The sequence below is a fragment of the Brevibacterium sp. K72 genome (assembly GCF_050562175.1).
GTDB classification, from domain to species: Bacteria; Actinomycetota; Actinomycetes; order Actinomycetales; family Brevibacteriaceae; genus Brevibacterium; species Brevibacterium casei.
In genome coordinates this window covers 143,970-161,050 of sequence record NZ_CP191582.1, presented here as the reverse complement: position 1 = coordinate 161,050, position 17,081 = coordinate 143,970, and the positions used below count along the sequence as shown (strand labels likewise).

At 66.4% G+C, this 17,081-nt stretch carries 15 protein-coding genes; 4 read left to right on the top strand and 11 right to left on the bottom strand.

The annotated features are described in order from the left end of the window. Positions 1–73 precede the first annotated feature (73 nt). The gene (locus ACQ1RG_RS00760) at positions 74–1,783 is read left to right on the top strand and encodes a formate--tetrahydrofolate ligase (protein ID WP_119296759.1); all 1,710 of its coding nucleotides are present in this window, start codon (positions 74–76) and stop codon (positions 1,781–1,783) included. Positions 1,784–1,854: 71 nt separating this feature from the next. On the opposite strand, the gene ACQ1RG_RS00755 is transcribed toward ACQ1RG_RS00760, so the two are convergent. Genes ACQ1RG_RS00755 through ACQ1RG_RS00745 form a run of 3 tightly spaced genes read right to left on the bottom strand, consistent with a single transcriptional unit; the run spans position 1,855 to position 4,315 of the window. Then, positions 1,855–2,418: an antibiotic biosynthesis monooxygenase gene (locus ACQ1RG_RS00755; RefSeq protein WP_063250675.1), complete on the bottom strand. Its 564-nt coding sequence runs from the start codon at positions 2,416–2,418 to the stop codon at positions 1,855–1,857. A gap of 47 nt (positions 2,419–2,465) precedes the next feature. Beyond that, the gene (locus tag ACQ1RG_RS00750) at positions 2,466–3,260 is read right to left on the bottom strand and encodes an NAD(P)-binding domain-containing protein (protein ID WP_119296760.1); all 795 of its coding nucleotides are present in this window, start codon (positions 3,258–3,260) and stop codon (positions 2,466–2,468) included. Beyond that, positions 3,257–4,315 (bottom strand): helix-turn-helix transcriptional regulator, encoded by a 1,059-nt coding sequence (locus ACQ1RG_RS00745; protein WP_119296761.1) that lies wholly within the window; start codon positions 4,313–4,315, stop codon positions 3,257–3,259. The genes ACQ1RG_RS00750 and ACQ1RG_RS00745 overlap by 4 nt, the downstream gene beginning before the upstream one ends. A gap of 106 nt (positions 4,316–4,421) precedes the next feature. Between ACQ1RG_RS00745 and ACQ1RG_RS00740 the strand changes: the two genes are divergently transcribed. Beyond that, positions 4,422–4,823: a VOC family protein gene (locus ACQ1RG_RS00740; protein ID WP_119296762.1), complete on the top strand. Its 402-nt coding sequence runs from the start codon at positions 4,422–4,424 to the stop codon at positions 4,821–4,823. Positions 4,824–4,935: 112 nt separating this feature from the next. Here the strand turns inward: ACQ1RG_RS00740 and ACQ1RG_RS00735 are convergent, their stop codons facing one another. The 3 genes from ACQ1RG_RS00735 to ACQ1RG_RS00725 all read right to left on the bottom strand — a co-directional run bounded on the left by ACQ1RG_RS00735 (position 4,936) and on the right by ACQ1RG_RS00725 (position 7,514). Then, on the bottom strand, positions 4,936–5,772 hold the full coding sequence (locus ACQ1RG_RS00735) for a MetQ/NlpA family ABC transporter substrate-binding protein (RefSeq protein ID WP_009376268.1): 837 nt from the start codon (positions 5,770–5,772) through the stop codon (positions 4,936–4,938). 96 nt (positions 5,773–5,868) lie between these two features. After that, positions 5,869–6,543 (bottom strand): methionine ABC transporter permease, encoded by a 675-nt coding sequence (locus ACQ1RG_RS00730; RefSeq protein ID WP_063250668.1) that lies wholly within the window; start codon positions 6,541–6,543, stop codon positions 5,869–5,871. Continuing rightward, complete coding sequence (locus ACQ1RG_RS00725) at positions 6,540–7,514, bottom strand: methionine ABC transporter ATP-binding protein (RefSeq protein WP_009376266.1); 975 nt, start codon at positions 7,512–7,514, stop codon at positions 6,540–6,542. Before ACQ1RG_RS00725 ends, ACQ1RG_RS00730 begins: the two co-directional genes overlap by 4 nt. A 355-nt stretch (positions 7,515–7,869) precedes the next feature. Between ACQ1RG_RS00725 and ACQ1RG_RS00720 the strand changes: the two genes are divergently transcribed. Further along, on the top strand, positions 7,870–9,147 hold the full coding sequence (locus ACQ1RG_RS00720; protein WP_119296763.1) for a metallophosphoesterase family protein: 1,278 nt from the start codon (positions 7,870–7,872) through the stop codon (positions 9,145–9,147). Positions 9,148–9,235: 88 nt separating this feature from the next. Here the strand turns inward: ACQ1RG_RS00720 and ACQ1RG_RS00715 are convergent, their stop codons facing one another. Beyond that, positions 9,236–11,374, bottom strand: a complete 2,139-nt coding sequence (locus ACQ1RG_RS00715; protein WP_040341229.1) for a catalase — start codon at positions 11,372–11,374, stop codon at positions 9,236–9,238. Between the two features lie 304 nt (positions 11,375–11,678). Between ACQ1RG_RS00715 and ACQ1RG_RS00710 the strand changes: the two genes are divergently transcribed. After that, positions 11,679–12,191 (top strand): GtrA family protein, encoded by a 513-nt coding sequence (locus ACQ1RG_RS00710; protein WP_063250666.1) that lies wholly within the window; start codon positions 11,679–11,681, stop codon positions 12,189–12,191. Between the two features lie 44 nt (positions 12,192–12,235). Here the strand turns inward: ACQ1RG_RS00710 and ACQ1RG_RS00705 are convergent, their stop codons facing one another. Genes ACQ1RG_RS00705 through ACQ1RG_RS00690 form a run of 4 tightly spaced genes read right to left on the bottom strand, consistent with a single transcriptional unit; the run spans position 12,236 to position 16,916 of the window. Next, positions 12,236–13,582: a DUF6716 putative glycosyltransferase gene (locus ACQ1RG_RS00705; protein WP_009376261.1), complete on the bottom strand. Its 1,347-nt coding sequence runs from the start codon at positions 13,580–13,582 to the stop codon at positions 12,236–12,238. Further along, positions 13,569–14,552: a hypothetical protein gene (locus ACQ1RG_RS00700; RefSeq protein ID WP_009376259.1), complete on the bottom strand. Its 984-nt coding sequence runs from the start codon at positions 14,550–14,552 to the stop codon at positions 13,569–13,571. Before ACQ1RG_RS00700 ends, ACQ1RG_RS00705 begins: the two co-directional genes overlap by 14 nt. A gap of 1 nt (position 14,553) precedes the next feature. Further along, positions 14,554–15,945: a polysialyltransferase family glycosyltransferase gene (locus ACQ1RG_RS00695; RefSeq protein WP_119296764.1), complete on the bottom strand. Its 1,392-nt coding sequence runs from the start codon at positions 15,943–15,945 to the stop codon at positions 14,554–14,556. Beyond that, on the bottom strand, positions 15,942–16,916 hold the full coding sequence (locus ACQ1RG_RS00690) for a glycosyltransferase family 2 protein (RefSeq protein ID WP_009376256.1): 975 nt from the start codon (positions 16,914–16,916) through the stop codon (positions 15,942–15,944). The genes ACQ1RG_RS00695 and ACQ1RG_RS00690 overlap by 4 nt, the downstream gene beginning before the upstream one ends. Positions 16,917–17,081: the final 165 nt, after the last annotated feature.

Here is a 17,081-nt window from a genome sequence, read left to right as displayed (position 1 = left end):
ACGGGCCGTTCTACGCCAGCGACGCGACGCTCTCCTTCACCACGAGCCGCGAAGAGCCGGCATGATGGGCACTATGAGCATTGATCTGGACATCGCCCTCGCCGCCGAGCTCGATCCCATCGTCGACATCGCCGCCTCGCTGAACCTCGATCCGAAGGACATCGTCCCGTTCGGCTGGACGAAGGCGAAGGTTCCCATCGATGTCCTCGACGCGGCCGCGGAGTCGGCCACGGATGGCAAGCTCATCCTCGTCACCGCGATGAGCCCGACACCGGCCGGGGAGGGCAAGACGACGACGAGCATCGGCCTCACCGACGGTCTCAACGAACTGGCGAAGACGAATCCGGAGATCGGTCAGGCCGTGCTCGCCCTGCGCGAACCGAGCATGGGACCGGTCTTCGGGATGAAGGGCGGGGCAGCCGGCGGCGGATACGCGCAGGTCGTGCCGATGGAGGACATCAACCTCCACTTCACCGGGGACTTCGCCGCGATCGCCGCTGCGAACAACCTCGCCGCGACGATGCTCGACAACCACATCCACCACGGCAACGAACTCGACATCGACCCCCGCCGCGTCCACATCCGCCGGGTCGTCGACCTCAACGACCGGACCCTGCGCAACGTCACGGTCGGCCTCGGCGGGCTCAACGGGGGAGTGCCCCGCGAGGACCACTTCGACATCGTCGTCGCCAGTGAGGTCATGGCGGTGTTCTGCCTGGCCACGTCGGTGGCGGACCTCAAGGAACGGTTGGGACGGATCGTCCTCGCCCACACCCGCGAGCGCACCCCCGTCACGGTGGCCGACATCGGTGCGGCCGGCGCGATGACCGCGCTGCTGCGCGATGCACTCGCCCCCAACCTCGTCCAGAGCCTCGAGCACTCGCCGGCGTTCATCCACGGCGGGCCGTTCGCCAACATCGCCCACGGATGCAACAGCCTGCTCGCGACGAAGGCGGCGCTCACCCTCGGCGACTGGGTCGTCACGGAAGCCGGCTTCGGCGCCGACCTCGGGGCCGAGAAGTTCCTCGACATCAAGTGTCGGGCCGCCGGGATCTGGCCATCGGCCGTGGTCGTCGTCGCCACCCTCCGCGCCCTGAAGTACCACGGGGGCGTTGAGGTGAAGGACGTCCAGACCCCGAACACCGAGGCGGTGCTCGAGGGGATGAGCAACCTCGTCCACCACTGCACGAACCTCCGCGACATCTACGGCCTCACCCCGGTCGTGTGCTTCAACCGCTTCCCCTCGGACACTGATGAGGAGATGGCCGCCGCGATCGAGCACCTTGACTCGCTCGGCATCGCCGCCGTCGAATCGACCCACTGGGCCGACGGAGGCAAGGGTGCGCTCCGCCTCGCCGAGGCGGCCGTCGAGGCCGCCGAGAACGCCGGGGACGGCGACCCGGCGGAGCGGGCCCGGTACAGCTACGAGCTCGACCAGCCCCTCGAGGACAAGATCCGCACGATCGCCCAGCGCATCTACGGCGCCTCCGACGTCGAGATCCCCGCGAAGGTGAAGCGCAAGCTGAAGCAGATCACCGATGAGGGCTACGGGGACGCGCCGATCTGCGTCGCGAAGACCCAGTACTCGCTGAGCACCGATCCCAGCCTGCGCGGTGCGCCGACAGGCCACGTCATCGAGGTCAGGGACGTCCGGCTCTCGGCGGGAGCGGGGTTCGTCGTCGTCATCGCCGGGGACATCATGACGATGCCCGGCCTGCCGAAGGAGCCCTCGGCGCTGAAGATCGACGTCACCGAGGACGGGGACATCACCGGGCTGTTCTGAGCGATCGGCGTCCCCGGCTCACCCGGAGGGTGTCGAGTCGGCGCGGTCCGCGCCGCCCTGCGTGCCCGTCGTCAGTTCCGGGGCTTCTGCAGCCACGGGCGCAGCAGCCGGGTGCTCACGGGCAGGAAGATGTAGGTCATCAGCGGGGTGAGGATGCAGATGTTGAGGAGGACCGCGAGCACCGGCGGCCAACTCTCGAGGTGCGGCATGAGGAGGAAGGTCGAGAGCAGGCTGAGGGGGAAGAAGGGGAGGAAGATGCTCACGGCCTGCTTCCACCTCGGCGGGACGACGGTCTCCGGGATCGTCACCGCGTTCTCCCCCTGCGGTTCGAACCAGCCCTCGATTCCCGTGCGGTGCTCGACCTTGGTCGTCTCGACGAGTTCGGCGGCGCTGTCGATCCACCACTGCCGGTCGTCGGATTCGTCCCAGGCCTTGAGCGACTTCGCGTCGGCGAAGCGGTAGAGCACGTGCCATTCATCGGAGTCCGGAGAGGTCCGCACCCACCCGGACCCGAGGTAGCCGGTGCGTTCGCGGACGAGTTCCTGTCCTGCCTGGACCCACGCGTTGAAGCGGCGGTGCTGTCCGGGCAGGACGGTGCGGGTGATCGAGACGGTGATCGGAGACGGCTGAGGCATGATTGCGATTATAGGGACCCGCCGTATGTGACCTGCGTCGGGGTCGGTCAGCCACTCACCCGCTCGAGCACTGCCGTCAGCGCCCCCGCGAGCCGTGCCCGTGTGGCCTCGTCCATCCACGCGGCCCGCAGCTGGGCGTTGAGTCCGCCGGGAGTCTCGTGGGCGGCGACGAGCTCGGAGATCGGCGTATCGGTCTCTGCCAGTGTCGTCCCAAGACCGACGAACTGACCGCGGACGATGGTCTCAGCATCGGTGCGCGCCCAACCCTGGTCGATGAGCCAGTCGGTGATGACCTCGAGAAAGGCGAAGTGCGCGGACATCGTCGCCGTCGTCGCCGACAGCGTGCTGAACATCGCCTCGGTCTCGGCGACCACGGTGCCGCCGAGGCGGTCGAAGAGTTCGACGGTCGTCGCCTCGGCGGGGAAGACGGCGGTGACCCCGCGGCGTTCGCGCACGGCCGGCAGCGGGATGACGCGGACGATGCGGGGATCGCGGGGCAGGAGCGCGCGGAGCCTGTCGAACGGCACTCCCGCCACCGCACTGACGACGGTGCGGTCGGCGGGGATCTCGAGGGCGGTGAGGACCTCGTCGACCTGGTCGGGAAGGACGGAGACGATGATGAGGTCGCTGCGGTCGACGACGTCCTGGTTGTCGGCGGCGACCTCGACGCCCGCATGGCGTGAGGCGAGGTCGGCGGCGCGCTCGCGGCTGCGTGGGGAAAGGACGATGGATGGGGCGATCATGTCGCTGCCCGCTGCGTCCGGTGTTTCAGCTGCGCACAGTCCGTCGACGATCGCCGAGGCGATCTCTCCGACGCCGATGATGCCGATCGTCGTGGTCATGGTGCCTCCCGGGTTCGTCGAGTCGGATGCGGGTGTCTTCGCATTGTGTCATCGGTGGGGGAGTGGGAATAGGCCTGGACGAGTTCGGCGCCGATACGGGCGAGTTCGGTGCGGACCTCCGGCGGGTCGAGGACCTCGAGGGTCCGTCCCCAGCCGGCGAGCTGCTCGGCGAGGGCGACGACGAGGTTGCCGCCCACCGTCACGATGACGGTGTCCGTGTCCTCAGCGACGACCGTGAGGTACCGACCGAACTGGGCCTCGAGGATCGGCAGCGTCCAGGCCGGACAGCGGATCCGTGCCGTGACCGATGAGCGGAGGGATTCGACATCGGCGACGTGGCGGGCCCAGAATCCGGCGAGATCGAAATCGCGCGGGCGGCCGGGCCTCGGCGCGGCCCCGTAACCGTCGGGACGCGGGGGTTCGGCGACGACCTCGCCGAGGCGGTCGACCCTGTACGTCCGAGCTCCGTCACCGGTGTCCGCGGTGTCCGCAGGGTCGGCGACGAGGTACCAGACGCCGGCCTTCGCGACGAGTCCGAGCGGCCGCAGGGCGATGCGGCGGCGTGTGCCGTCGCGTGAGGTGTAGTCGGCCTCGATGAGGCGGTCGCCGATGAGAGCGGCGCGCAGAGCTTCGAGTCTGTCCCGGACGGCGTCGTCGCTCATCGGCGTCCGACTCCACGGGGTGTGGTCGTAGTGGATCGTCGTGGCGAGGACCTCCGCCTCGGCGCGCAGACTCTCGGGAAGCGCGCGGATGAGCTTGCGCGTGGCGAGCCGGGTGTCGGGGTCGGAGAGCCCGGCCGTGCCGAGCATCCAGAAGAGCGACCGCGCTTCGGGCCCGCCGAGCCCGGTGAGGTTCGTACGCGCACCCCCGAGCAGCCCCCACCCGCCTCCGCGCCCGGGCCGGACGTGGACCGGGACTCCGGCGGCCGACAGCGCTTCGAGGTCGCGTCGGGCGGTGGCGAGGGAGACCTCGAGTTCGGTGGCCACCTCGGCGGCGGTGACCTGATCCCGGCTCTGGAGGAAGAGGAGGAGGGCGAGAAGTCTGTCCGCGCGCATGGTCCGAGTATTCCAGGAAAAGTAGTCAGAGGACGAGCACTTTGGGCGGAATCATCGACGATGACCCCACACCCGCGTCGACACGACGCCGATCAAGGAGAACGACATGAGCACTCTGACAGGTCTGACGACGATGGTCCTCACCGCTGACGACGTCGCCGCGGCGGCCGACTGGTACGCCGACGTCCTCGGCATCTCACCGTACTTCCGGCAGCCGCCCGAGGGCGAGCCGGCCTACATCGAGTTCCGCATCGGACCAGACGAGGACGAACTGGGCATCATGAGCCGGGTCTTCGCGCCGGAGGGCACAGCACCGGGCAGCAGTTCGGTGACGTACTGGCACGTCGACGACGTCGATGCGACGCTCGACGACCTCGTCTCACGGGGCGCCTCGGTGCACTCACCGGTGACCCCGCGCGGGGAGGAGTTCGTCACCGCCTCGGTGATCGACCCCTTCGGCAACGTCCTCGGGCTCATGCGCAGCCCCGATTGGGCAGGGCGGCACTGAGGGCTCGAGGCCGAACGCGCGAGAGCGCCCGGCCTGACGGTGGAATCCACGTGGGATCCACCCTCGGACGGGCGCTCTCTGTGATCTCAGCGAGACTGCGCCGCTCAGCCGATCAGAAGCTCGGGAGCACCGAACCGTCGGACCACTTCTCCTCGATGAATTTCTTCACCTCGGGGGTGTGGAGCAGGTCGTTGAGTTTCTTGATGTTCTCATCGTCCTTGTTCTCCGTACGCACGGCGAGGAAGTTGCCGTACGGGTTGTTCTCGGCCGATTCGATGAGGATGCCGTCCTTGGCGGGGCTGAGGCCGGCCTCGAGCGCATTGTTGCCGTTGATCACCGAGGCGTCGACGTCTTCGAGGGTGCGCGCGAGCTGGGCGGCGTCGGCCTCGACGAACTCGATGTTCTTCGGGTTGTCACGCACGTCGGAGAGCTTCGCGCTCACCGCGTCGACGCCGTCGTTCAGCGTGATGAGATCGGCCTCTTCGAGCATCTTCAGCGCCCGACCCTGGTTGGCGGGGTCGTTGTTGATGCCGATCTTCGCGCCCTCGGGCAGGTCCTTGACGTCCTTGACCTTGTTCGAGAACAGAGCGAAGGGCTCGAGGTTGATCGGTTCGAAGCCGGTGATCTCGTAGCCCTGGCCGTCGATCTCGGAGTCGAGGTACGGCTTGTGCTGGAAGTAGTTCGCGTCGATGTCGCCGTCGGAGAGCGCCTTGTTCGGCAGGGTGTAGTCCGTGTACTCCTTGACGTCGATGTCGAGTCCGGCATCGGCGGCGAGGTTCTCGTCGACGAAGCGGAGGATGTCGCCCTGTGGCACCGGGGTGGCGCCGACGGTGAGCTTGGTGACGTCGCCGTCCTTCTGCCCGACGGTGTCGGTGCCGCCGCCGACGAGGCCGCAGCCGGTCAGGGCCAGGGTCGCTGCCGCGGCGACTGCGATGAGCGTGGTCTTCATGACTCTCCTTGATTGTGTCGTTTCGATTGTGTCGATCGTCGGTGAAGGTCTGTCGGGTCCGCGGTGTGACCACGGGAGGGTGTGGATCGGGCCGCCTCAGCGGTGGTCGACGAGGCGGGAGATCCGATCGCCGGTGAACTGGATGAGGGCGACGATGAGGACGAGGACGATGACGCAGGCGAGCATCGTGTCCGACTGGTAGCGCTGGTAGCCGTAGGAGATCGCGAGCGCTCCCAGCCCGCCGCCGCCGACCGCTCCGGCCATCGCCGTGTACGACACGAGGGTGACCGCGGTGACTGTAGCCGCTCCGATGAGTCCGGGCAGGGCTTCGGGGACGTAGACCTGCCGGATCACCTGGCCGTTCGAGGCCCCCATCATCAGCGCCGCTTCGACCTTGCCCTCGGAGACTTCGCGCAGGGCGTTCTCGACGAGGCGGGCGTAGAAGGGGATCGCCCCGACCGTGAGCGCGACGACGGTGGCCTGCCACCCCAGCGCCGTGCCGACCATGAACCGGGTGAACGGGATGAGGGCGATGATGAGGATGATGAAGGGAATCGAGCGGGTGATGTCGACGATGAGGGAGAGCACCCGGTAGAGCACGGGGTGCGAGTTGAGCCCGCCCTTCGACGTCGTGAACAGCCAGATCCCCAGGGGCAGCCCGAGGAGGACGGCGAGTCCCGTCGACCACAGGGTCATGAGCAGGGTCTCGATCGTCGCCGGCCACATCTGGTCGGTGATCGCGGGGTTGTCGAACCACATGGGATCGTTCACTTCGCTGCCACCTCCTCGGCGTGGATGCCCTCAGAGTCGAAGGCGGCGATGAGCTCCCCCGCCTGGACGGGACCGGAGACGGAGAAGCGGATGCGACCGACCTGACGGTCCTCGACGGTCTCGACGGCACCGGCGAGGATCGCATCGGCACCGATGTCGACGCTGCCGGCGCACGTGAGCACCCGCGGCAGCGTCGTGCCCGCCAGAGCGACCTCGACGATCCCGGACTCACCGTCGCCGAGGCTGACGGGAGGGAGGGGGACGAGGTCCTTGGCCAGGGACGAACCCGGTTCGGCGATCACCTCGGCGAGCTTCCCGGTCTTCGCGACCCGACCATCGGCGAGCAGGGTCACGGAGTCGCAGATCTCGCGGACGACGGACATCTCGTGGGTGATGATGAGGACGGTGATGCCCAGACGGTCGCGCAGGGAGCGGATGAGGCCGAGGATCTGTTCGGTCGTCGAGGCATCGAGGGCCGAGGTCGGCTCGTCGCAGAGGAGGACCTTCGGTTCGGCGGCGAGAGCACGGGCGATGCCGACGCGCTGCCGCTGACCGCCGGAGAGCTGCGCGGGATGGTTGTCGAGGCGGTCGCCGAGGCCGACGAACTCGAGGAGCTCCCGGGCTTTCGCCTGACGTTCGGCCTTGCCGACACCGGCGATCTGCAGCGGGTGGGCGACATTGTCGAGCGCGGTGCGCGAATCGAGGAGGTTGACGTGCTGGAACACCATGCCGATGTTGCGCCTTGCCTGGCGCAGACCGGCACCCGTCTGCTCGGTGAGATCCGTGCCGTCGATCGACACCGTGCCCGAGGTCGGACGTTCGAGGCCGGTGAGGCAGCGGATGAGCGTCGACTTGCCGGCGCCGGAGCGACCGACGATGCCGTGGATCTCTCCCGCGGGCACGCTCAGGTCGATCTCTTCGAGCGCGACGGTGTGGCCGAACACCTTCCGCAGACCGCGCAGTTCGATCACGGGTCCCTCCTCCTGGATTCTCTGGGGTGGGTCGCAGGCGGTGGCCTGCTCCCTCGTCAGGGCGCACAGGCACCGGGTAGGGGCACATGTGCGGACGATTCAGCATGCCAAGGTGTGTGATGAGGCTGTGGCGCCCATGACACAAAAGGACGCATAGCGGGCCGAACGTGACGAAGACCTCAGCGGCGAGGGGTGTCGAAGGCGGTCGCGCGCCCTGAGTGAACTTCTGGGGTCGTGGTTTCGTCCGCAGAAGTTACCTCTGGGTTCAATCTGACGACATTGTCCGTCCATAGTCTCGATCGTCGTGGCTGTGCGCAGCACCGCGTCGCAGCCGAACGCGACAGAGAGGCGGAGAATGAACGACGACACCCCCAACGGCACCGAGGATCACCGAGCAGACAGCGAGCGCTCGAAGGGCTCGGCGGCATGGAACCGGCGCGGCATGCTCCAAGCCGCAGGCGTGACGGCGCTCGGCGCCGGACTGGCCGGAATCGGCGCGGTGCCCGCGGCGGCGAAGCCGTGGAAGGACAAGAAGCCGAAGAAGGCCAAGAAGGACAAGGGTCGGTCCGAGGACGGGATCGTGCGCGGGGAGCTCGCGTTCCCCGCGTCGGGCGCGTTCACCATCGTTCAGTTCAACGACACTCAGGACTCCCACACGACGGATCTGCGCACGACTGAACTGCAGAATGCGGTCCTCGACGATGCCAAGCCGGACTTCGTCGTCATCAACGGCGACGTCATCGACGGCGGTCCGAAGACGGTCACCGAGGTCAAACAGGCCATCAACAACGTCGTCCTGCCGATGGAGCAGCGGCAGATTCCCTGGGCGCTCACGTTCGGCAACCACGACGAGGACAGCACGGGCAAGACGGGCTTCGACGAAGCGGACATGATCGACTTCATCAGCCAGTACCGCTACAACCTCAACACCACCGGAGCCGACGTCACCGGCACTTCGAATCAGGTGGTCACGGTCTCCTCGTCGACCGGCGACGATGACGCCTTCGCCATCTGGCTCCTCGACTCCGGCCGCTACGCCCCTAAGGAGATCGCCGGCCAGAGCCTCGAGGGCTACCCGAACTGGGACTGGCTGCGCTTCGACCAGATCGAATGGTACGCCCGGGCGTCACGAGCCCTCGAAGAGCGCGCCGGTCGTCTCGTCCCTGGCCTCGTCTTCCAGCACATCGCGCTCCACGAGCACCGGATGATGTGGTACTCGAGCATCGACTTCCGCGGCGAGTCCGCCCACCCGGCGGCGAAGAAGAAGCACTCGATCGTCGGCGAGCGGAACGAGAACGAGTGCCCGGGGCCGTTCAACTCCGGAATGTTCAACGCGATGCTCGCGAGAGGCGATGTGCAAGGCCTGTTCGTCGGTCACGACCACATCAACACCTATTCGGGTAACTACTTCGGCATCGAACTCGGCTACTCGCCCTCGACGGGCTTCGGACCCTACGGGCTGCCGGGGGAGAAGCGGAACCAACTGCGCGGTGCCCGCGTCTTCACCCTCGAAGAGGGCGTCGATGGCGTCTACACCGGGTCCGAGGTCAGGTTCGCCCGCGACTACGGCATCGACATCAGCCCAGCCGCCCAGCGCGGCACACCTGCGGAGTTCCCCGAGTACGTGAAGTGAGCTGAGCGTCCGGGACGCTGAGTACGGCCCTCGCTGTCACCCGTGTCACACGGGTTCCAGCGAGGGCCGTACTCAGGACCGCAGCGGATCAGCTGTCAGCCCGTGACCAGGCTCGATGCTCTTCCAATCCGGTTCTCAGCTTCGTCAGAAGGCTCTTGACCTGAGCGCCGGTGAAGATGCCGGGGTCGGAAGCAGGGACCCCATACTCCTCGAGAAGGGCGTCTGCACCACCGGCGACTGCGATGAACTTGAGGTGCCGCCACGCTTCGGAAAGCAGCAGACCCACCACCGGGTCGGCGTCGACGCCGTCGAGGAGCAGCAGCGCATCAAGCTCACTTGAGGCAGCGGTGAGGTAGGTCCGCTCGACGGGGACATCTCCGACCCGACCGCCGACAGGAGCGATGGTGATCGGCACCATCCCCGCCTCGACCAGGAAGTCGCGAGCCGTGACGACGTGCTTCGGGTCAGTCTTCGGCCCGGTGACGATTCCGACTCTGCGGCCGTCGACCGGCCACTTCTCACCGATCTGGGAGAGTGCGGGACTGGCGGCTACGTCGTCGGCAGGGGGTGTGTTCGGCCTTCCCGGACTCAGCCCGAGACCCGAAGCGACCCGTTGGGCGAGTTCGGCGTCGACTGCCGCCAGTACGTCGACCTCGCGCTGCCTGATCGTCTCGTCCCAGCATTTTCCGAGCTCGAAGGTGAAGGCGTCGACGAGGTGCGACTGTTCCACGGGTGTGAGACTGAGCCAGAACATGCGGGCCTGCGTGAAGTGGTCGTCGAACGAGACCGGGGAGCGGCGTTCCTTGACCGACTTCGGCAGCTCTTGGGCGATCTCGACGAACGTATGGTCGTCATCTGGGTCGGCAGTGAAGGGGTTTCCGCCGTCCAAGGTGTTGGGCTTGTACGGGGCGACCCCGGTGTGCACGGCGGTCTGGTGCATCCCGTCACGGAAGAGGTCGTTGACCGGACAGTGGGGGCGGTTGATCGGGATCTGGCTGAAGTTCGGTCCGCCGAGGCGAGAGATCTGCGTATCGAGATACGAGAACAGCCTTCCTTGGAGGAGTGGGTCGTTCGTCACATCGATGCCGGGTACGAGATGTCCAGGATGGAACGCCACCTGCTCCGTTTCGGCGAAGTAGTTGCTCGGGTTGCGGTTGAGAGTGAGCTTGCCGATCGGTTGGACGGCGACGAGCTCTTCGGGTACGAGTTTCGTCGGATCGAGGAGATCGATCCCCTCGAAGGTCTCCTCGGGGGTGTCGGGGAACACTTGGATGCCGAGCTCCCACTCGGGGAAGGCCCCTGCTTCGATCGCGTCGGCAAGGTCTCGACGGTGGAAATCCGGGTCGATGCCGTTGACCATCTGAGCCTCCTCCCAGACGAGCGAATGCACCCCGGCGGTCGGCTTCCAATGGAACTTGACGAGCGACGTGTCCCCGTCTGAGTTCTCGACTCGGAATGTGTGGATTCCGAAGCCTTCCATGGTGCGGAAGGACCGTGGGATGCCGCGATCGGACATCTGCCACATCGTGTGGTGGGTCGCCTCCGTGTGCAGCGAGACGAAGTCCCAGAACGTGTCATGAGCGCTCTGCGCCTGCGGGATCTCACGGTCGGGTTGAGGCTTCGCAGCGTGGACGACATCAGGGAACTTGACGGCGTCCTGGATGAAGAAGACCGGGATGTTGTTGCCGACGAGATCGAAGACGCCGTCAGAGGTGTAGAACTTCGTGGAGAAGCCTCGGGTGTCTCGCACGGCATCGGCTGAACCACGGGAGCCGACCACAGAGGAGAAACGCGTGAACACCGGAGTCTCGACGCCCTTGCGAAGGAACTCCGCCTTTGTCACGTTGCTCGCGGTGCCATAGGAGACGAACGTTCCATGCGCCGCCGCGCCCCTGGCATGGACGACTCGTTCGGGAATCCTCTCGTGGTCGAAGTGAGTGATCTTCTCGCGCAGGTGGTGATCCTGAAGCAGGACCGGTCCGCGGGGGCCGGCCTTGAGCGAATGATCGGTGTCGACCAGCCGTGCCCCTTGCGCGCTAGTCAGCCAGTCACCTTGCTGAGCCTGGTCCGCCTGACTGTCCTTGCTGGGCACCCCTGTCGGCGTCGTCGGCCGAGGACCGCTCTGATCGGGTTTGGGCGGCAGCGGCGGATGCGGGGTCGTGGGTTCTTCGGGTGTGGGCTCAGCTGGGGTCGGATTTCCAGGTACGCCCGGGCGATCGTCTGCCATTTCGCCGTCTCCTTCTTCTCCTGTGTGAGCGAGGTTCCATTTCTGAGAGTAGGTCCGCATCGCCGGGAGCACAAGCCCCCTTGTGCGCAAATTGTCGCTTGTCGATAGAGATGCGGGAGCCCCGGGCCTCGAGTCGCGAGAGTGCACGACCGCGAGGCGGCCATCGGATAGGCGGGTTGTGTCGAGTATCTGGCGGGCGGTTCTCTTCATCGTCATCGGGTTCGGCACTGCGCGGGCACAACGTCGAGACACACCTGAGGACGCTCAGCGAGTCCGGAAGCTCGCGCCCTAGAGTAGTGCTGTCATGAATGAGTCTGTATCGGCCCGGCTGCGGCGCCTCGCGGTGGAAGCCTTCAAGTTCCTCACTGTCGGCGGTGTCGGCTTCGTCGTCGATGTGGGGCTCTCGAACGTCCTCGCGTATGGTCTGGGGCCGATCCCCGCGCTCCTCGACGGAAGCCCGATCAAGGCGAAGATCGTCTCGACGATCGTGGCGATGATCGTCGTCTGGATCGGCAACAGGCTGTGGACCTACGGCGACCGGACGACGGGTTCGAATCTCCGCGGCATCATCCTCTTCATTGTCGTCAACCTCGTCGGCATGGTCATCACCGTCGCCCCGCTCGGGGTGACCTGGTATCTGCTCGGCATGCGCGATCAGCTCACCTACAACATCTCGACGAACGTCATCGGCATCGCCCTGGCGACGGCCTTCCGCTTCTATGCCTACCGGACGTGGGTGTTCAAAGATTCCACCCCGCCCGCCGAGGTGGTCGTCGAGTTGGACGAATCCCGAACCGCCACCGACGATCGGGCCTGAGATCGCACGGTCTGTTGCCGATACTCGTCGGCTGATGTGCTCGCTCAGCGGCCGTAGCGGATCCTCCGGTACACCCGGATGAACGGCGTCGGTGTGAATGTCCGGACCTCGGCACGCATGAGCATGCGCTTCTGCTTCCACACCGACCTCCGCCTGTCGGGCAGCTGCCTCTGTCGAGAGCGGACGGCGAGCAGGCCGAGGCTGCGGCGCAGACTTCCGTCGTCGGTGTGGAAGTAGTTCTCCGCCAGCCACGCCCGATCCGGGAAGCCGATCCGCCCGGCCGCAACGTCGGCGAGGGTCCCCTCGGCGCCCGAACCGGCGTAGACCTCGTTGAGCAGTCCCCGATCGAACCCGAAGTCGGAGATGAGCAGCGTCGGGATCCCCCGGTCGATCGACTCGAGAGCGGCTGTCGACGACACGGTGACCAGGGCCGCACCGGGGGTGAGGAACGCAGTGAGCGGGCCGTAGCCGATCTCGAGCCGCTCGGCCCCTGGAACTGCGCGCTTCTTGAAGTCGGCAATGATGTCGAAGTAGGAATGCTGTTCGTGATGGGTCTCATGCTCACCGGGACGCGACCGCATCTTGACGATGGCCCGCGACTCGGGATGACGCTCGGCGAACTCCGCGAGAGCGGCGATGATCGCCTCCCGTTGCGCGGCGCTCGCCGGCACCTTCGCCTGTGGGGCGAAGACGAGCGTTCGCGGGGTTGCGGCCAGCGACTGTGGGGCCGGCGGTTCGGGAAGCGATTCCGAGCGGAGCATCGGAAGCCTGCCGAGGAGGATCTCGGCGGGGACTCGTCGCATCGCACTCACTGCCCGGTATTCGCTCACCTCGGTGAACGAGTGCGCAAGGAAGGCGTCCATGAGCCGCCGGTAGTTCATTCCCTTGCCGCTGGCCGGCAGACCCATCCCCGGCAGCCCGGAGATGAGTGCGGGTCGTCGTTCGAGGGCGCTCGCGGTGAGGAAGAGCTGGGCGACGATCGGGCCCGTCGCGGCACCGAGGACGATGTCCGGTCGATGATGGGAGATCACTGCTCCGAGTTCGCTGCGGGACACGACAGGGATGGTGTGACCTTCCCATGCGGTGTCGGCGACGGCGTTGGCGATCTGCTCGTCGGTCGGCAGGATCGGATTGTCGACGAGGTAGACGTGTGCCTCGACATCGGGCAGTGTGCTCAGCAGCTGGGTCGCCCATTTGAGGTAGGACTCGCTGTCGGAGACGGAGACGATGCTGATCGGTTCGTGTCCGGACGGGATCGTATGCTCGTCGGTGCCGTGGGCATGCGCTGCCCCCGACGGGCTGTCGGCGGGCGAGGGCACCACGGTGTCGGCGACCGGCAGTGAGGCCGTGTCCGGCTCCAGTGGGGGGACGGGGGAATCAGGAATCGACATCACCGGTGACCGTTCGCGCGTTGAGGGACTTCCGCAGACTATCGGGTGAGGCGCCGGTCCACCATTCCGCCGGAATCTCGGTGACGTCGATGCGCACATCGGGATTGAGCACCGACAGCGAGACCGCGGCCGTGCTCGGCAGGCTGCGGATGACGGATCCCGGGGGAAGGTTGATCAGCCGCAGCTCGATCGGCAGCCCCACGTGCTTGATGCGCACCCGATCGTCGGAACCGAGGCGCTCGAGGAACTCATCGGTCTCACGCCGGTGCGGGTAGTAGGTGATCGGGCCGGCGGCGGTGAGACCGTCGAGCCATCTGCGGTAGTCGGCTTCGCTGATGAGCCCGTCGGCGACGAGAGCGGAGCCGATCACCGGTGTGTCACGAGAGTGACCGCCCCCGGTCGGCAGCGACTGCAGATGCTCGAAGCGATGCCGGGTGATCTCGCCCCCGGCGCGGAGGAACTTGGTGCGCAGTCCCTTCGGCACCGGCAGCGCGGTGTGCCACCGCAGCCGTCCGGAACCCGCCAGGCCGCGCAGACGGTCGGCGATGTAGGCGGCCATGACAGCCCGGTGGGCCTTGAGCTTCTGCCTGGGACGGACGAGCGGCCCGCGCTTGGCAGCAAGCGTCTCGATCGTCGAATAGGTCGCCAACCCGTCGTCGAGGAGGACGATGTGCGGCATCTTCCGCTCGAGGTAGGCCACGGACAGAGCCTTGTGGATCTGTCCGGAGCACGGGTCGCCGAGGTAGATGACCGAGGGGTTGAGGGACCGGAGGATCCCCGGCTTCGCCCCCTGGCGTTCGAGGCGGACGTTCGCGGGGAGCCACTCCGGGTCGAAGGCGTCGAGGAACGAGGACATCCCCTTCGCGTTCGCCCGCGCCCGGATGAGGAGGTCGCCCTCGGGGTCGTGGGCTTCGAGGGCAGAGAGGAACTGCAACGGCGATTCGACGAAGGCGATGGCCGTTTGCGGCATCTCAGCGGCGTCCGGTCAGTTTGGCGACGTCGATCTTGATTCCGCGCTTGTCGAGCTTCGACAGCGCCGATTTCGCGTTCTTGCGCAGAAAGCGCTTCCCCGTCCTCAGGACCCGCCCGCGGCTCGACGCTTCGAGACTGCCCGGCAGGTCGAGTCGGGTGAGGCGTTTGCGCTTGAAGTAGACCATGTCGTCGGTCCCGAGAGCACGCGTGAGGAAACTGATCGCCGGCTCCCGCAGATGCGCCATGATGTTCGACTGCATGCAGTAGGTGACGGCGTCGATGAGGGCGTTGAAGTCCCGAAGACCGCGGCCGTTCTGACGGTCGGTGAGGGAGTAGCCGCCGCGGTTGAGCGCGTCGACGATCGTCAGCGGGATGCGGTTGCTGTTCTGATACGGGGCAATGCGCTCGAGGAGCAGTTCCGTGCCGACGGCCGCAGTCTCGGTTCCGAACAGTGCCTGTGTGGTCACCAGTCCGGTCGAGAAGCACGAGACGACGAGACGGGGCTGCGTCCTCGAGGCCACCACCTCGGCGAGGACAGGAACATCGGCGAGGACGAAGCGCAGGCCGAGGGACTCGGCGCGACGCCTCAGGGGTTCGACGACCGTTCGGGCCGAGGTCGGGTGCGGCTTGAAGATCACCGTGCTCACACCGCGCGTCTTCACCTCGTCGAGCATGTCGAGGTGGAGCTGGATCTCCTCCTCTTCGGTGATGAGGTCGATCTCTGCGAGATACTGGCCGAGAACGAGGGCGCTGTCGTCGATCGGCTCCGATAGGCCTGAGGCCTCGAGCGCTTCGTCGGATTCACGAGCCATCTCCTCGATGACCGGTCGCAGCTCGTCGACGGTCAGGGCAATGCGATTGGGCGCATGTTCGGCGAGCTGGCGTGGCATGACCCCCGGCAGCAGATCGGTGTAGTGGGCGTTCTCGAGGCGCTGCCACAGCGGGCGTCCGAGTGGGTTGCGGATGGGTCCATAGCTCATGAGGCCATCGGAGTGCACAGAGATGAGTGCGTCGGCGAAGACCTGAGTGAGTGCGTGTGCAGGATGACCGGGCAGCGATTCGACGACGAGTGAGATGTCCTCGTCGGGCGACAACGACCACAGCCGCTCGAGCAGCGCACGCATGATCGGTGCGCGAGTGGGCGAGACCCCGAACTGCTTGGGGTGGCTCGGCCAGATGGCCGCGTTCCAGTCGACCACCGAGTCGAAGCGGCTGAGCAGGGTCGCGGAGCCGAGAAGATCTGTCGCCGAGGGTGTGATCTCGGGCGCGTAGGCGTTGTTGGCGACGACCAGGATGCGGCGTTCGTCAGCTGGCCCGAAGTGGCCCGCATCGATGTTCGCAGCAACGTTCGCGAGCTGATACAGCGTTGAGATCTGGATGAGCTGTGTCATGCCTGTGCCCTCCTGAGTACCGGGGCGATGACCGGAACCCGGTCGTCGCCGAATCTTTCGACCACCCTCTCGACCAACTCGGGCTTGATCATCTTCACGTTCGTCGTGGCCCCGGCGAGGAGCTTCTGCTTGACCTCGGTCGTCATCTGGTCCGATCGCCTGACAAGCTGGTGGTAGAGGATCGAGAGGAAGTTCCTCACCGCTTTGGTCTCGAATTCGTCGATCTCCGGGTCGTTCTCCAGCATCGCGAAGACGGTCCGGAACGCCGGAATGAAGTCCAGCTGCCTTTCGTCGTAGATCGAGGTCAGCGAGGTCGACATCCCCTTGCGGTAGCACAGACCTGCCGAGTTGATGACGGCGAACGAATCGGACTCGAGGTGCTGCCGCCAGGTCCACGGCCTGTCCTCGCAGGTCCGCAGCGCGGGGTCGAAGGTGAGCAGGCCGCGATCGGCCATGCTGCGGGTGAAGATGCCCGTCCAGCAGGCCGGATAGTCGACCATCGTCGGCATGTTCGCCGGCATGATGTAGTCGCGCGGGTTGAGCGCGCGGTTCCGGACGGCACAGGGCGCCTGACTGAGGCTGCGCTTCGTGCCTTCGACGAGCACGTAGTCGATCTTGACGAAGTCGACACCCAGCCCGGTGATTGCGTCAGTCATCTTCCGCAGGTGTCCCGGCGCATACCAGTCGTCACCGTCGAGGTAGGTGATCGTCTGACCCGTCGATGCTTCGAGGGCTAGGTTGCGGGATGCCGAGACTCCGAGCGACGCGGGATTCTCGATGGGCACCAGGTTGAGTCTGTTCTCGTATTCGGCGATGACGTCGGCCGTGTGGTCCTCCGAGCCGTCGTTGACGACGATGACTTCCAGCTCATCGGGGGCGAACCCCTGCATGGTCAAGCTCTTGAGACTGCTCCCTATGGTCTGTTCGGCGTTCTTCGCCGCAATGATGACGCTGGTCAGGGGAGTGGTCATGGGGTCCTTTCGCTGCTGAGCACGGCCGCGGGGGAGCACGACGCGTGCATGTGCTCAGACGATGGTAGACAGGGTCGGGTAACTCGCGGTGACTGAGCGGTGAACCAGACTGTGCGTGCTATTCACCCGAAGTTCGCATTCCAGTTGTCTGGGTCGACGGTTCGG

Bases quoted from the DNA above. Each gene is read 5' to 3' on its own strand.
- ACQ1RG_RS00760 (WP_119296759.1), top strand. From the start codon at position 74: ATGAGCATTGATCTGGACATCGCCCTCGCCGCCGAGCTCGATCCCATC.
- ACQ1RG_RS00755 (WP_063250675.1), bottom strand. From the start codon at position 2,418: ATGCCTCAGCCGTCTCCGATCACCGTCTCGATCACCCGCACCGTCCTG.
- ACQ1RG_RS00750 (WP_119296760.1), bottom strand. From the start codon at position 3,260: ATGACCACGACGATCGGCATCATCGGCGTCGGAGAGATCGCCTCGGCG.
- ACQ1RG_RS00745 (WP_119296761.1), bottom strand. From the start codon at position 4,315: ATGCGCGCGGACAGACTTCTCGCCCTCCTCCTCTTCCTCCAGAGCCGG.
- ACQ1RG_RS00740 (WP_119296762.1), top strand. From the start codon at position 4,422: ATGAGCACTCTGACAGGTCTGACGACGATGGTCCTCACCGCTGACGAC.
- ACQ1RG_RS00735 (WP_009376268.1), bottom strand. From the start codon at position 5,772: ATGAAGACCACGCTCATCGCAGTCGCCGCGGCAGCGACCCTGGCCCTG.
- ACQ1RG_RS00720 (WP_119296763.1), top strand. From the start codon at position 7,870: ATGAACGACGACACCCCCAACGGCACCGAGGATCACCGAGCAGACAGC.
- ACQ1RG_RS00715 (WP_040341229.1), bottom strand. From the start codon at position 11,374: ATGGCAGACGATCGCCCGGGCGTACCTGGAAATCCGACCCCAGCTGAG.
- ACQ1RG_RS00710 (WP_063250666.1), top strand. From the start codon at position 11,679: ATGAATGAGTCTGTATCGGCCCGGCTGCGGCGCCTCGCGGTGGAAGCC.
- ACQ1RG_RS00705 (WP_009376261.1), bottom strand. From the start codon at position 13,582: ATGTCGATTCCTGATTCCCCCGTCCCCCCACTGGAGCCGGACACGGCC.
- ACQ1RG_RS00700 (WP_009376259.1), bottom strand. From the start codon at position 14,552: ATGCCGCAAACGGCCATCGCCTTCGTCGAATCGCCGTTGCAGTTCCTC.
- ACQ1RG_RS00695 (WP_119296764.1), bottom strand. From the start codon at position 15,945: ATGACACAGCTCATCCAGATCTCAACGCTGTATCAGCTCGCGAACGTT.
- ACQ1RG_RS00690 (WP_009376256.1), bottom strand. From the start codon at position 16,916: ATGACCACTCCCCTGACCAGCGTCATCATTGCGGCGAAGAACGCCGAA.